The organism is Pseudomonas sp. GM17, assembly GCF_000282175.2.
GTDB lineage: Bacteria > Pseudomonadota > Gammaproteobacteria > Pseudomonadales > Pseudomonadaceae > Aquipseudomonas > Aquipseudomonas chlororaphis.
The window spans coordinates 196,182-209,027 of the sequence record NZ_CP124732.1 but is presented as its reverse complement, the minus strand read 5'-3'; the positions used below and the strand labels follow the sequence as shown (position 1 = coordinate 209,027).

The window sequence follows — 12,846 nt, the reverse complement described above, 5'->3', positions numbered from 1 at the left end:
GCTACAAGCTGCAAGCCACAAGCTGCAAGAGTAGCGGAGGTGCGCTCAGCTCTTGTGCCTGGAACGGGCTGCTTGAAACTGTTTAAGCAAATAGGGACGAAGCCGAAAGCTTCGAGCGGCAAGCACGGCTTGTGGCCTTTGCTTGCCGCTTGAAGCTCAAGGCTTGCAACTGCTCTTAGTACCGGTAAGCGTGCGGCTTGAACGGGCCTTCGACGGTGACGCCGATGTAGTCAGCCTGCTGCTTGGTCAGTTGGGTGACCACGCCACCGAAGCCGCGGACCATTTCCAGGGCCACTTCTTCGTCGAGTTTCTTGGGCAGTACTTCAACGGTCAGGCGCTCGGCTTTCTGGGCTGGCGACAGGTCGGCGTACTTCTGGCCGAACAGGAAGATCTGCGCCAGAACCTGGTTGGCGAACGAACCGTCCATGATGCGGCTTGGGTGACCGGTGGCGTTGCCCAGGTTCACCAGGCGGCCTTCGGCCAGCAGGATCAGGTAGTCGTCGTTCTGGGCGTCGAAAGCGCCTGGGCCGGTGCGGTGAATCTTGTGCACCTGCGGCTTCACTTCTTCCCATGCCCAGTTCTTGCGCATGAAAGCGGTGTCGATTTCGTTGTCGAAGTGACCGATGTTGCAGACAACGGCGCGCTTCTTCAGGGCCTTGAGCATGTTTGCGTCGCAAACATTGACGTTACCGGTGGTGGTCACGATCAGGTCGATCTTGCCCAGCAGGGCCTTGTCGATGCTCGCTTCGGTGCCGGTGTTGATGCCGTCGATGAACGGCGAAACCAGTTCGAAACCGTCCATGCAGGCTTGCATGGCGCAGATCGGGTCGACTTCGGAAACCTTGACGATCATGCCTTCCTGGCGCAGGGACTGGGCCGAGCCCTTGCCCACGTCACCGTAGCCGATGACCAGCGCTTGCTTGCCGGACAGCAGGTGGTCGGTACCGCGCTTGATCGCATCGTTCAGGCTGTGACGGCAGCCGTACTTGTTGTCGTTCTTGCTCTTGGTCACCGAGTCGTTGACGTTGATGGCCGGGATCTTCAGCTCGCCCTTGGCCAGCATGTCCAGCAGGCGGTGCACGCCGGTGGTGGTTTCTTCGGTCACGCCGTGGACGCGATCCAGCACCTGCGGGTACTTCTTGTGCAGCAGCTCGGTCAGGTCGCCGCCGTCGTCGAGGATCATGTTGGCGTCCCAAGGCTTGCCGTCCTTGAGGATGGTCTGCTCCAGGCACCACTCGTACTCTTGCTCGGTCTCGCCTTTCCAGGCGAATACCGGGATACCGGCGGCAGCGATGGAGGCAGCGGCCTGGTCCTGGGTCGAGAAGATGTTGCAGGACGACCAGCGTACTTCGGCACCCAGGGCAACCAGGGTTTCGATCAGCACGGCAGTCTGGATGGTCATGTGGATGCAGCCGAGAATCTTCGCGCCCTTGAGCGGTTGTTCAGCGGCGTACTTGCGACGCAGACCCATCAGGGCCGGCATCTCCGATTCGGCGATGATGGTTTCGCGACGGCCCCAGGCGGCCAGGGACATGTCGGCGACTTTGTAGTCGGTAAAATCTGCAGGCGTGATGACAGCGCTCATGAAGAGCCTCCATTCGTAAGTATGCGAATGGGCGCCGTTGTGCGTTTAGTGACTGACCGAACCATCACGGCCAGACAACGCCCCATCCGAGCCTGACAGGTCGAACCTGCTGCAGCGCCCCTCGGACAGGTGGCGGGAAAACGGTATCAGGTGATCGTTACCGTTTTGAAACGGAGGCGATTATAGCCGTCTGCCAGCGACTTCCCAAGGATTTCTGTCGGACGATGATCGAACGGTTATCGCGACCATAGTAGAAGCTCAATAGAGCTCTGCGCCGGGGTCTGCCATGATGCCGGCATCAATCGGCAAGACGGTCAGGAGTGAGTATGAATTTCCACACCCGCAAATGGGTAAAACCCGAAGACCTCAACCCCAACGGCACGCTGTTCGGTGGCAGCCTGTTGCGCTGGATCGACGAAGAAGCGGCGATCTACGCCATCGTCCAGCTGGGCAACCAGCGCGTGGTCACCAAGTACATTTCCGAAATCAACTTCGTCAGCGCCTCGCGCCAGGGCGATATCATCGAGCTGGGCATCACCGCCACCGAGTTCGGCAGGACCTCGATCACCCTGACCTGTGAAGTGCGCAACAAGATCACCCGCAAGAGCATCCTCACCGTCGAGAAGATGGTCTTCGTCAACTTGGGCGAGGACGGCTTGCCGGCTCCTCACGGTCGTACCGAGATCCGGTACGTGAAAGACCAGTTCAAGGACGACGAGCCCATCGCCTGACCGCTGTGGGTGTGAGTCTGCCTGCTCCTGCATGAGGGCACTGAACGAGCCCTGAACCCCGGATGTCGTACCTGACAAGGTACCCACAGGTTCAGGAGCCATTAACGTGCAGACAGACGGCAAGACCCCGGGCCTTTCTCCCGAAGAGCAGCACGACGTAGACAAGAACCAGCCGCCCCGCGCGGCGGTCTTGCACGAGATCATCCGTACCCAGGGCGACAAGGAGCTGGAGCGCAGCGTCGCAGCGCTCTGGTGGTCGGCCCTGGCCGCCGGCCTGACCATGGGCCTGTCGCTGATGGGCATGGGCCTGCTCGACTCGCGCCTGCCCGACGGCGAAGGGTTCAAGGTGATTGCCAGTTTCGGTTACTGCGCGGGGTTCCTGGCGGTGATCCTGGCGCGCCAGCAACTGTTCACCGAAAACACCCTGACGGCCGTGCTGCCGATCATGAGCAAACCCACCCTGGGCAATTTCGCGCGCCTGTGCCGCTTGTGGGGCGTGGTCCTGGTGGGCAACCTGTGCGGCACGCTGCTGGTGGCCTACGTGATGCTGCACCTGCCGATTTTCGACGCCAGGACCGACCTGGCCTTCCTCGATATCGGGCGTAAGGTCATGGAGAACGATGCCGGGCAGATGTTCGCCAAGGGCATCGTCTCCGGCTGGATGATCGCCACCATGGTCTGGATGATCCCGTCCATGGAGAGCGCCAAGATGTGGATCATCATCCTGATCACCTACCTGATGGCCCTGGGGGACTTCACCCATATCGTGGTCGGTTCGGTGGAGGTCTCGTACCTGGTGTTCGCCGGCGAGTTGCCGTGGCGGGATTTCTGGTGGGTGTTCGCCGGGCCGACGCTGGCGGGGAACATCATCGGCGGCAGCTTCATCTTCGCCCTGATCAGCCATGCCCAGGTGCGCAGTGAAAGTGGCCTGCCAAAAACGACTGCGGACCCTGGGCGGGTCCGCGATCGATCAAAAAACGATCAGTGAGCGTCCTGGGTGACCGCCGGTGCATCCTGGGTGACATGGCGCACCAGTTTGCCGATGGTCAGGCCCTGCAGGAGGATCGACGACAGCACCACGATGTAGGTGATGCTCAGCACCAGGTCGCGCTCCGGGCCCAATGGCAGGGCCAGGGCCAGCGCCACCGAAACCCCGCCGCGCAGGCCACCCCAGGTCAGCACCCGGATAGTGCCGCGGGGCACGCTGCGCCAGCGGCGTAGCAGGACGATGGCCGGAGCCACGGTGAGCAGGCGCGACAGCACGATCGCCACCGCCAGCAGACTCGCGGCCAGCAGGTGCAGCCAGTTGAACGGCAGCAGTAACAGCTCCATGCCGATCAGGGCGAACAGCAGGGCGTTGAGCATGTCGTCGAGCAGTTCCCAGAAGCCGTCCAGATAACGCCGGGTCATGTCGTTCATCGCCAGGTTGCGCCCCAGGTTGCCGATGATCAGGCCCGCCACCACCATCGCGATCGGTGCCGAGACGTGCAGTTCGCTGGCCATCGCCGAGCCGCCGATCACCAGGGCCAGGGTCAGCATCACCTCGATCTGGTGTTGCTCGATGCTCTTGATCATCAGGTACACCAGGTAGCCGATCAGCCCGCCGAACACCACGCCGCCGATGGCTTCATGGGCAAACAGCAGGGCGGTGGCGCCGACGGTCGGGGTTTCGCCGAGCTGGGCGATACCCAGCAGCACGGTGAACACCACCACCGCGGTGCCGTCGTTGAACAGCGACTCGCCGACGATGGTGGTTTTCAGCGGCTTGGAGGCGTTGGCGGTACGCAGCACGCCAAGCACCGCGATCGGGTCGGTCGGCGAGATCAGGGCGCCGAACAACAGGCAATAGAGGAAGCTCACGTGCCAGCCGAACAGGCCGAAGATCCAGTAGGCCAGGCTGCCGATGACGAACGTGGCGATCAGTACGCCGACCGTGGCCAACAGGCCGATGGGCCAGCGATAGCTACGCAGGTCGTTGAGGTTGACGTGCAAGGCGCCGGCGAACAGCAGGAACGACAGCATCCAGTTCATCAGCAGGTCGCCGAAGTCGATCTGGCCGATCAGCTGTTGCACATGCTCTTCCAGGCCGGGATAGCCGAGGAAGCTCAAGCCTTGCAGCAGCAGGGAAAACAGCAGGGCGGTGACCATCACCCCGATGGTCGGCGGCAGGCCGATGAAGCGGAAGTTGACGTAGGTGAGCAGGGTGGTCAGGCAGATGAAGGCGGCAACGAGTTCAAGCATCCGGAGTCCCTTGGATAGAAACGTGAAAAGAAAGCCCGAAAGCCATCGAGCAAGGGTTTGATGGGCCACTGGCGGCCCGGGGCACACCGACAAGGAAAGTTCAGATTCTTCTGTCGGTGAGCCGGTCGGCCAGTGCGCGGTTCTGCAGGCGACCGTGGGTCAGTCGCGCGCTCGTCGGGGCTCAGCCGGATACATTGATCGCGGCCGCCTGGCGACGTTGCAGGTGAATGAACAGCAGTGCGGTCAGCACCGTCACTCCGCCGACCAGTGCGCCGGTCCACGGCAGGTCGGCCAGGTCGGCGCCGCTGGCGACGACCAGCCCGCCGATCCAGGCGCCGGCGGCGTTACCCAGGTTAAAGGCGCTCTGGTTCAGGGTCGAGCCCAGGTTGGGCGCTTCATGGGCCTGGTCGATGATCAGCAATTGCAGGATCGGGCACAGGGCGAAGGCGAAGATTCCCCACAGTAGCAACGTGATCGCCGCCGGGATCAGCAGATGGCTGGTCTGGCTGAACGCGGCCAGCACCAACACCACGGCCAGCGCCATGGTCACCAGCGACGGCAGCAGGCGGCTGTCGGCCAGGCGGCCGCCGAGCATGCTGCCGGCCGTCAAGCCGACGCCGAACAGCAGCAACATGATGGTCACGCCATGGGGGCTGACGCCGGTGACGTCCTGCAGGATCGGCGCGATATAGGTGAAGACGCTGAACAGGCTGGTGGAGGCCAGCACGCTCATGCCCAGGGCCAGCAGCACGTTGGTCTTGCCCAGGACCTTGAACTCGCTGGCCAGGTTGGCCTTGTCCATGGCGATGTGCCGGGGCAGCCAGAACCACTGGGCAATGGCGGCGAGTACCCCGATCACCGACACCGCCCAGAAGGTCGAGCGCCAGCCGGCGTATTGCCCCAGTGCCGTGCCCAGCGGCACGCCGAGCACATTGGCCAGGGTCAGGCCGGTGAACATCATGGCGATCGCCTGGGCGCGTTTGTTCGGCACCACCAGGCTGGCGGCGACCACCGAGCCGATGCCGAAAAACGCACCGTGGCACAGCGCGGTGATCACCCGCGCGGCCATCAGCGTGGCGTAGTTCGGCGCCAGCGCGCAGAGCACGTTGCCGAGGATGAACATCAGGGTCATGCCCAGCAACGTGGCCTTGCGCGGCATGTTGGCGGTGCCGACGGCGAGGATCGGCGCGCCGAACACCACGCCCAGGGCGTAACCGGTAATCAGCAGGCCGGCATGGGGAATGCTGACGGACAGGTCGCGGGCGACATCGGGCAGCAGGCCCATGATGACGAATTCAGTGGTACCGATGCCGAAGGCGGCAACAGCCAGTGCGAGCAAGGCGAGTGGCATGCGAGGATTCTCTGTCTGTAGTCTTGACGCCCTGATCAGGCATACGCATGCCGGCATTGCTCCTCCATCGGATCAGGTCCGGCGGATCGGGCAGCGGCAGGAATTATTGGAATGGATATGCGCAACTGAGTGCGGCGTGGTCGGCGTCAGTATAGACAGCCGAGGCCCTTAGGTGAATCGATTCTCTTATCGCAAACAGGGAGTGTGAGGTGCTGGCGACAACTCTGGTTCTGGTGGCGGCGCTGCTGCATGCGGCGTGGAATACCCTGATCAAATTCAGTGGCGAACGGTTATTGGTGGTGGCCTGCATGGACAGCGTCGCCTTGTTGTTCGTGGCATTGATGTTGAGGTTCGTCGAGTGGCCGCCGCTGCAGATCTGGCCGTGGATCCTGGCGTCGGCGGTTTTCGAGTTGCTCTACCGCTACCTGTTGATCCAGGCCTATCGAGTCGGCGACCTGGGTCTGGTCTACCCATTGATGCGCGGTCTTTCGCCCCTGGTGGTGCTGGCCCTGACCCTGATCTTCGCGGGCGAGGTGCTCAGCCCCCAGCAGATCCTCGGCATCCTGTTGATCCCTTTCGGCATGCTGTGCCTGCTGTGGCAGGGCGGTGGCGGCGACCGCCTGCCATGGTCGATGTTGCCGGTGGTGGCGCTGATCGGCCTGTGCATCGGTTGCTACACCTTTATCGACGGCCAGGCATTGCGCCGCTGGTCCCATCCGCTGGATTACCTGGTGTGGGTGACGCTGCTCAGCGCCTGGCCCTTTCCGTTGCTGGCGCTGCTGCGCAAGCGTGCGGCCTTCAGCCTGTTCTGGCGCGAACAATGGAGGCTGGGGTTGAGCGTCGGATTCTGCGTATTGTTCAGCTACGCTCTGGTGCTGTGGGCCATGCAGCTGGGATCGATCGCCGAGGCGGCGGCGCTGCGGGAAATCAGCGTGATCCTGGTGGTGTTGTTCGGTATGCGTTACCTGAAAGAACCTTTCGGCCGACCTCGGCTCTTAGCTTGTGGGCTGGTGCTGATCGGCATGCTGGTGATGAAGTTCTGACCCCGCTCCCCTCATGACTTTAAAAAGGACTCTGCCATGACCGTCGCTTTCTGGTGTGTATTGATCGCCATCTTCCTGCCGTACCTGTGCAACAGCATCGCCAAGTTCAGCGGGGGCAACTTTGGCCTGCGGCAGAACCATGACCCGCGGGCCTACCTCGAAACCCTCGAGGGTTTCGCCCGGCGGGCGCAAGCGGCGCAGCTCAACAGTTTTGAAGTGACCCCGGCCTTTGCCGCGGGGGTGATCATCGCCCACATCGCCAACGTCGCCGAACTGGTGACCATCGATGTGCTGGCGGTGCTGTTCATCACCAGCCGCCTGCTGTACATCATCTGCTACCTGGCGGACTGGGCGATCCTGCGGTCGCTGGTGTGGTTCGTCGGCATGGCGCTGATTGCCAGCTTCTTTTTCGTTTCTATCTGATCTTCGTCACTACTGCCGCCGCCTCTCGACGAGGCGGCAGCGGTGCCAGGGCTATTTGCTGTCGGTGACTTCAGGCACTTTCGGCAGCGTGGCGCCCTTGGGCCAGAGCATCCAGATCTGGCCCTGCTGTTTCATGTCTCCCGCCAGTTGCCCGGCCGCGTCGCCGGTACCCCAGAACAGGTCGGCGCGAACTTCGCCGGCGATCGCGCCACCGGTGTCTTGCGCCGCCACCGGACGGATCAGGCTGCTGCCATCCGGCCGGGTGGTGGAAAGCCACAACAGGCTGCCCAGGGGGATCACCTTGCGGTCCACCGCCACGCTGTAGCCGGAGGTCAGCGGTACGTTCAGCGAGCCGCGCGGGCCTTCATTGCTGTCCGGGTTGCGGTTGAAGAACACGTAGCTGGGGTTGCTGCCCAGCAGTTCCGGGATGCGATTGGGGTTGGCCTTGGCCCAGGCCGCGATGGTGCCCATGGTCACGTCTTCTTTCTTCAGCTCGCCCTGATCCACCAGCCAGCGGCCGATGGGACGGTACGGGTGGCCGTTCTGGTCGGCATAACCGATGCGCAACTGGCGCCCGTCTTCCAGCTGGATACGACCCGAGCCCTGGATCTGCAGGAATTGCAGGTTCATCGGGTCGGTCAGCCAGGCGATCACCGGCGCCTTGACCCCCTTGGTCTCGATGGTCGCGGCATCGTCGTAGGGTTTCAGCACCCGGCCTTCGAGGCGGCCGCGCAGGCGCTTGCCCTTGAGTTCGGGATAAATGCTGTCGAGGGCGACGATGATCATGTCTTCCGGCACGCCATATACCGGTACTGACGCGGCCTGGGTCTGGGTCAGGCTGCCCGGATAGACCGGCTCGTAGTAGCCGGTGATCAGGCCGTTGCTGCTGCCACTGGCCGAGCGCAGGCCGTAGACGTCCAGGTGCTGCTTGAGAAAGCTGCGGACATCGAGGGCGGTGAGTGGCACATTGGCCGCCGTCGCGCAGGTCGGGCCCCACACCGGGTCGGCTTTCAGCCGGGTGCAGGCACTGCGCCAGGAACCGAAGCCGGCCAGCAGGTCGTCGTCGGACACAGTGGGCAAGGCTTCCCAACTGGCGCTGGTATAGGTGGCGATAGCGTGAGGCTGGGGTGGCTTGCCGACTTCGCCGCCATTGCATCCGGCCAGCAGGATCGCGGTCGGCAAGGCCCAGGCCAGGTGTCGACGCCACAGCTTGAAACGGGTGTTCATTGGGTACTTCCTTTGCGGCTTGCCTGGGCGCATGGCAGCGTCAGGCAATCCATATTGTTAATAGGGCTATTGGTCTTTGCCGGACAGGCGAGGATACTGGCGGCCGTTTCCTGTGACCCGAAGCCACCATGACGCTTAAAAGACTCTCTGTTGTATTGCTGGCCTGCCTGACGTTGTCCGCCTGCGGCGGTGTCGACCCGAACTCCCCGCTGGGTCAGCGCAAGGCGATCTTCAAACAGATGCTCAAGACCGGTGAAGACCTGGGCGGCATGCTCCGTGGGCGTATCCCGTTCGACGGCCCGCGCTTTACCGAAGGCGCGATCAAGCTGGACAACCTGTCCCACGAACCCTGGAAGCACTTCCCGCAGGTCAAGGAACAGGAGCACAGCAGCGCGACTGACGATGTCTGGCAGAAGCAGGCACGTTTCCAGGAACTGGCCCGCACTCTCGAGGCGGCCACCGGTGAACTGGTCATCGCCAGCAAGGTCCAGCCGTACAAGGCCAGCAACCTGGGGCCGGCGGTACAGAAAGTCGAAGATGCCTGCAGCGCCTGCCATAAAGAGTTTCGCGATCACTGATCCTGTCGCCTGAGGTGTCTGCGGCGGGCACATCTGCCGCAGCGGCTCGAACTTACTTGTCCAGTTCGTCGAGGGCTTCCTGCAATTCCTTGCGGGACTCGGCCAGCTTGTCCTTGCGCTTGTTGATCTTCTCGGCGTCGCCTTTTTTCATGGCCTTGTCCAGGTCGGTCTGGCGCCGGCTGACTTCATGCTTGGCGTCCAGCACCTTGTTTTCGCGTTCCTTTTTCAGCGAGGCGTCGGTGCAGTTCGTGGTGGCTTCGCTCAGGGCTTTTTCCAGGCCGGCCTGTTGTTCGCTGTTGCCGTGGGCCTTGGCCTGTTCGAGCTGGGTGCTGATGGCCTGGCGCTTGGCGGCGCAGCCGGTGAGTTCCGGGGCCTGCTCGGCGGCCATCAGGGCTGGGGTTGTCAGGGCGAATGCGGCGAAGAGGGTGAGCGGTGCAAGAAATTTCATAAAGGCTCCATGTGAAAAGATGAATAGCAGGAGTGGGGCGACGGGCTGTTTGAGCCATCTGCGTCCCCGGGGTTCAACGCCGCCGGCTGTAAAAGCCTCAGAAGCCTTCGATTCCGGCGGCACGTAATTCTTCACTCAAGGCCAGGACCTGCGGATCGCGGAAAAAGGCGCTCAACTGAGCGGCGCGTCCCGGGCCGATAGCGCTTTGGGCCTGCCATTGCTCGGTGGTTCTGGCCGCCAGCGCCGCCCAGCCATCTTCGAGCCTGGCGTCGCCGGTCGGTGGCAGTCCAAGGGCTTTGAGCCAGCGATGAAACGGCTGCCGGCGGGCGCTGTGCAGGCTGCTCAGCAAACGCGCGATGCTGCGTTCGCCAAGGCCGGTAATGTTAGCAAGCTCTGCAGGCTCAAGGGTCAACCAATCGACCAAGCCGTTGATCAGTCCGGCGTCCACCAGCTTCTCCCAGGTGCCGGCGCCGACATGGGGCAGGTCCAGCCCGGATTTTCCGCTCAGCCAGGTCAAGCGTGCGAGGAACTGGCTCTCACAGCCGGGCAGGGGGTGCCAGCAACTGAGCGCATGGAAGGCCGAGGCATCCGGAACCTGCAGCGGAACACGCTGGGGCGTGCGCAGTATCACCGCGTTCAGGCGCGGGACGGTCAGGCCGGCGAGGCTGATCGACACCTGATCGCCAGGGCGGATATCCAGCTTTTGCCAGCGCGGCAGCGAGCCGACGCTGACCCGCCTGATCTGCCGGTCGTCGAGCAGGACCGGCTCCAGTTCGAGCATCGGGGTGATCCGGCCAGTGCGGCCGATCTTGAAGTCGACCTTGCGCACCCTGGCCAGGGCCTGGGCGAACGGGTACTTCCACGCGGCGATCCAGTAGGGCGCCTTGGCCTGCCAGCGTTGCGCCTCTGGATGTCGGCTCTGGCGCAGGACGATGCCATCGCTGGCGAAGGGCAGGGCCGAGCGATACCAGTGCTCTCGCCAGTGCCGGACCTCGGCGAACGTACTGACGCGCTGGCTGTATTCGCTGCTGTGGGCAAACCCCAGGGCCTTGAGGCCGGCCAGGCGCTGCGCCAGGGTGCTCGGGCCTTGGGGCCAGTCCCAGACGAACAGGCCGATCCGGCTGGCTTGCCGAGGGTCCAGCTGGTTGCGCGCCAATAGGCCGGCGACCTGGCCGCGGGCATTCAGGCTGCCGGCCTTGGCCTGTATGTGATCGTTCTGGCGCCAATAGAGCTCGCCCTGTAGCAGCAGGTCCCGCGGTTCGGGCAGGCGTTTGGGGATGGCGCTTATCAGTTGCGCGGGCCCGGTCCAGTCCTGGCCCTGAAGGCCATCCCCGCGGCTGATGGCTTGCTGAAAGCGTCCCTGGCGATAGATCAGGGTCACGGCCACGCCGTCGATCTTGGGCTGTACCCAGACCTCCTCGCGCCCGGCGAGCCACTGGCGTACGGCACTTTCATCGGCCAGTTTCTCCACGCCGGTATGGGGAATGGGGTGCGGGACAGTACCGCGTGCGGTGCGTAGCGGGTTGGCGCGGTCTGCACTGACGGTGGGGAAACAGCTTTGCCAATGTTCGAGCCGGGCGCGGGACTGGTCATAGAGCTCGTCAGTCACCGGCGACAGGCCTTCACGGTGGTAGCTGTCGTCCCAGCGATTGATTTGCTGTTGCAGGGTGGCCGTTTCGGTTTGCGCCTGGGCAGGTGTCCAGTCGGGGCACGGGCTGGCGGCGCTCGGCAGGGCGATGGCGCTCAGGAGGACTGCGGCCAATAGCGTGGCTCTGTAGGGCATGGGGAGCATCCTTGCTCGGGGAGTCAGGCTGCAGGCTAGAGGGGTGGGCGGGAGGGAGAAAGGGCGTATGGATTGCCGGGTATTTCGCGGGCTGGTTGGACGATGCGCCAGTTTTTTCGCGAGCCGCCTTATACCCCTGGGAATCAGGCTGACCCCGTAGGAGCGCCCTGCAAATCATGAAACCTTCAGCCACAAAAAAGCCCCGCAAGGCGAGCCGTGCGGGGCTTGGGTAAGCGCTGCCGGGATTACAGGTTGGCAGCGGCGCGCAGGGCTTCGGCGCGGTCGGTCTTTTCCCAGGTGAAGGTGGTGAAGGTGTCATCACCCACGGTCTTGGTTTGCGGGGTACGGCCGAAGTGGCCGTAGGCCGCGGTTTCGCGGTACATCGGGTGCAGCAGGTCGAGCATGGTGGTGATCGCGTACGGACGCAGGTCGAACACTTCGCGCACCAGCTTGATGATCTTGTCGTCGCTGATCTTGCCGGTGCCGAAGGTGTTCAGCGAGATCGAAGTCGGTTGCGCCACGCCGATGGCGTAGGACACCTGGATCTCGCAGCGCTCGGCCAGGCCGGCGGCGACGATGTTCTTGGCCACGTAACGACCGGCATAGGCGGCCGAACGGTCGACCTTCGATGGGTCCTTGCCGGAGAACGCGCCGCCGCCGTGACGGGCCATGCCGCCGTAGCTGTCGACGATGATCTTGCGACCGGTCAGGCCGCAGTCGCCGACCGGGCCGCCGATGATGAACTGGCCAGTCGGGTTGATGTGGAACTGGGTGTCCTTGGACAGCAGTTCGGCCGGCAGCACGTGCTTGACGATCAGTTCCATCACGCCTTCGCGCAGGTCTTTGTACGACACGTCAGGGTTGTGCTGGGTCGACAGGACCACGGCGTCGATGCCGACCACCTTGCCGCCTTCGTAGCGGCAGGTGACCTGGGACTTGGCATCCGGACGCAGCCACGGCAGCAGGCCGGACTTGCGGGCTTCGGCCTGGCGCTGCACCAGTTGGTGCGAGAAGGTGATCGGGGCCGGCATCAGCACGTCGGTTTCGTTGCTGGCGTAGCCAAACATCAGGCCCTGGTCGCCGGCGCCCTGGTCTTCAGGCTTGGCGCGGTCGACACCCTGGTTGATGTCGGGGGACTGCTTGCCGATGATGTTCATCACGCCGCAGGTCGCGCCGTCGAAACCGACGTCGGAGCTGGTGTAGCCGATGTCGGTGATGACGTCACGAACGATCTGCTCCAGGTCAACCCAGGCCGAAGTGGTGACTTCGCCGGCGACGATGGCCACGCCGGTCTTGACCAGGGTTTCCACCGCTACGCGGGCGTGCTTGTCCTGGGCAATGATGGCGTCCAGCACCGCATCGGAAATCTGGTCGGCGATTTTGTCCGGATGCCCTTCAGACACGGACTCGGAGGTGAAAAGGGAGTATTCGCTCAT

General features: G+C 63.5%; 12 protein-coding genes and 1 riboswitch. Of the genes, 5 read left to right on the top strand and 7 right to left on the bottom strand.

The features are described 5' to 3' along the window. Window positions 1-175: 175 nt before the first annotated feature. The gene (ahcY, locus tag PMI20_RS00910) at window positions 176-1,585 is read right to left on the bottom strand and encodes an adenosylhomocysteinase (protein ID WP_007932528.1); all 1,410 of its coding nucleotides are present in this window, start codon (window positions 1,583-1,585) and stop codon (window positions 176-178) included. 22 nt (window positions 1,586-1,607) lie between these two features. Further along, a riboswitch (S-adenosyl-L-homocysteine riboswitch) is annotated at window positions 1,608-1,714 on the bottom strand. Between the two features lie 197 nt (window positions 1,715-1,911). On the opposite strand from ahcY, the gene PMI20_RS00905 reads away from it, so the two are divergent. Together PMI20_RS00905 and PMI20_RS00900 are read left to right on the top strand one after the other, a co-directional pair. After that, complete coding sequence (locus PMI20_RS00905) at window positions 1,912-2,316, top strand: acyl-CoA thioesterase (protein WP_007932525.1); 405 nt, start codon at window positions 1,912-1,914, stop codon at window positions 2,314-2,316. A gap of 100 nt (window positions 2,317-2,416) precedes the next feature. Continuing rightward, window positions 2,417-3,304 (top strand): formate/nitrite transporter family protein, encoded by an 888-nt coding sequence (locus PMI20_RS00900; protein ID WP_037036221.1) that lies wholly within the window; start codon window positions 2,417-2,419, stop codon window positions 3,302-3,304. Here PMI20_RS00900 and PMI20_RS00895 read toward each other — a convergent pair. Next, a complete protein-coding gene (locus tag PMI20_RS00895; RefSeq protein ID WP_007932521.1) occupies window positions 3,298-4,557 on the bottom strand; it encodes a cation:proton antiporter in 1,260 nt (419 codons plus the stop codon). The genes PMI20_RS00900 and PMI20_RS00895 overlap by 7 nt on opposite strands. Before the next feature lie 181 nt (window positions 4,558-4,738). Next, window positions 4,739-5,908, bottom strand: a complete 1,170-nt coding sequence (locus PMI20_RS00890) for an MFS transporter (protein ID WP_284171230.1) — start codon at window positions 5,906-5,908, stop codon at window positions 4,739-4,741. A gap of 209 nt (window positions 5,909-6,117) precedes the next feature. On the opposite strand from PMI20_RS00890, the gene PMI20_RS00885 reads away from it, so the two are divergent. Both PMI20_RS00885 and PMI20_RS00880 read left to right on the top strand, forming a co-directional pair. After that, window positions 6,118-6,951, top strand: a complete 834-nt coding sequence (locus PMI20_RS00885; protein ID WP_007922348.1) for an EamA family transporter — start codon at window positions 6,118-6,120, stop codon at window positions 6,949-6,951. Window positions 6,952-6,987: 36 nt separating this feature from the next. Beyond that, window positions 6,988-7,374: an MAPEG family protein gene (locus PMI20_RS00880; protein ID WP_007922347.1), complete on the top strand. Its 387-nt coding sequence runs from the start codon at window positions 6,988-6,990 to the stop codon at window positions 7,372-7,374. Between the two features lie 51 nt (window positions 7,375-7,425). Here the strand turns inward: PMI20_RS00880 and mltA are convergent, their stop codons facing one another. Then, window positions 7,426-8,601, bottom strand: a complete 1,176-nt coding sequence (mltA, locus tag PMI20_RS00875; RefSeq protein ID WP_007922346.1) for a murein transglycosylase A — start codon at window positions 8,599-8,601, stop codon at window positions 7,426-7,428. 128 nt (window positions 8,602-8,729) lie between these two features. Between mltA and PMI20_RS00870 the strand changes: the two genes are divergently transcribed. Next, on the top strand, window positions 8,730-9,179 hold the full coding sequence (locus tag PMI20_RS00870; protein WP_007922344.1) for a c-type cytochrome: 450 nt from the start codon (window positions 8,730-8,732) through the stop codon (window positions 9,177-9,179). Window positions 9,180-9,231: 52 nt separating this feature from the next. On the opposite strand, the gene PMI20_RS00865 is transcribed toward PMI20_RS00870, so the two are convergent. The 3 genes from PMI20_RS00865 to metK form a co-directional block, all read right to left on the bottom strand. Next, a complete protein-coding gene (locus PMI20_RS00865; RefSeq protein WP_007922342.1) occupies window positions 9,232-9,627 on the bottom strand; it encodes a DUF1090 domain-containing protein in 396 nt (131 codons plus the stop codon). 97 nt (window positions 9,628-9,724) lie between these two features. Beyond that, entirely contained in the window at window positions 9,725-11,410 is a 1,686-nt protein-coding gene (ligB, locus tag PMI20_RS00860) for an NAD-dependent DNA ligase LigB (RefSeq protein ID WP_007922340.1), read from the bottom strand. 245 nt (window positions 11,411-11,655) lie between these two features. After that, a complete protein-coding gene (gene metK / locus PMI20_RS00855; RefSeq protein WP_007922339.1) occupies window positions 11,656-12,846 on the bottom strand; it encodes a methionine adenosyltransferase in 1,191 nt (396 codons plus the stop codon).

What these genes read in the sequence shown, in the direction of transcription:
- PMI20_RS00865 (WP_007922342.1), bottom strand. Translation starts at nt 9,627, where the DNA reads ATGAAATTTCTTGCACCGCTCACCCTCTTCGCCGCATTCGCCCTGACA.
- ahcY (WP_007932528.1), bottom strand. Translation starts at nt 1,585, where the DNA reads ATGAGCGCTGTCATCACGCCTGCAGATTTTACCGACTACAAAGTCGCC.
- metK (WP_007922339.1), bottom strand. Translation starts at nt 12,846, where the DNA reads ATGAGCGAATACTCCCTTTTCACCTCCGAGTCCGTGTCTGAAGGGCAT.
- ligB (WP_007922340.1), bottom strand. Translation starts at nt 11,410, where the DNA reads ATGCCCTACAGAGCCACGCTATTGGCCGCAGTCCTCCTGAGCGCCATC.
- PMI20_RS00880 (WP_007922347.1), top strand. Translation starts at nt 6,988, where the DNA reads ATGACCGTCGCTTTCTGGTGTGTATTGATCGCCATCTTCCTGCCGTAC.
- PMI20_RS00890 (WP_284171230.1), bottom strand. Translation starts at nt 5,908, where the DNA reads ATGCCACTCGCCTTGCTCGCACTGGCTGTTGCCGCCTTCGGCATCGGT.
- PMI20_RS00905 (WP_007932525.1), top strand. Translation starts at nt 1,912, where the DNA reads ATGAATTTCCACACCCGCAAATGGGTAAAACCCGAAGACCTCAACCCC.
- PMI20_RS00870 (WP_007922344.1), top strand. Translation starts at nt 8,730, where the DNA reads ATGACGCTTAAAAGACTCTCTGTTGTATTGCTGGCCTGCCTGACGTTG.
- mltA (WP_007922346.1), bottom strand. Translation starts at nt 8,601, where the DNA reads ATGAACACCCGTTTCAAGCTGTGGCGTCGACACCTGGCCTGGGCCTTG.
- PMI20_RS00895 (WP_007932521.1), bottom strand. Translation starts at nt 4,557, where the DNA reads ATGCTTGAACTCGTTGCCGCCTTCATCTGCCTGACCACCCTGCTCACC.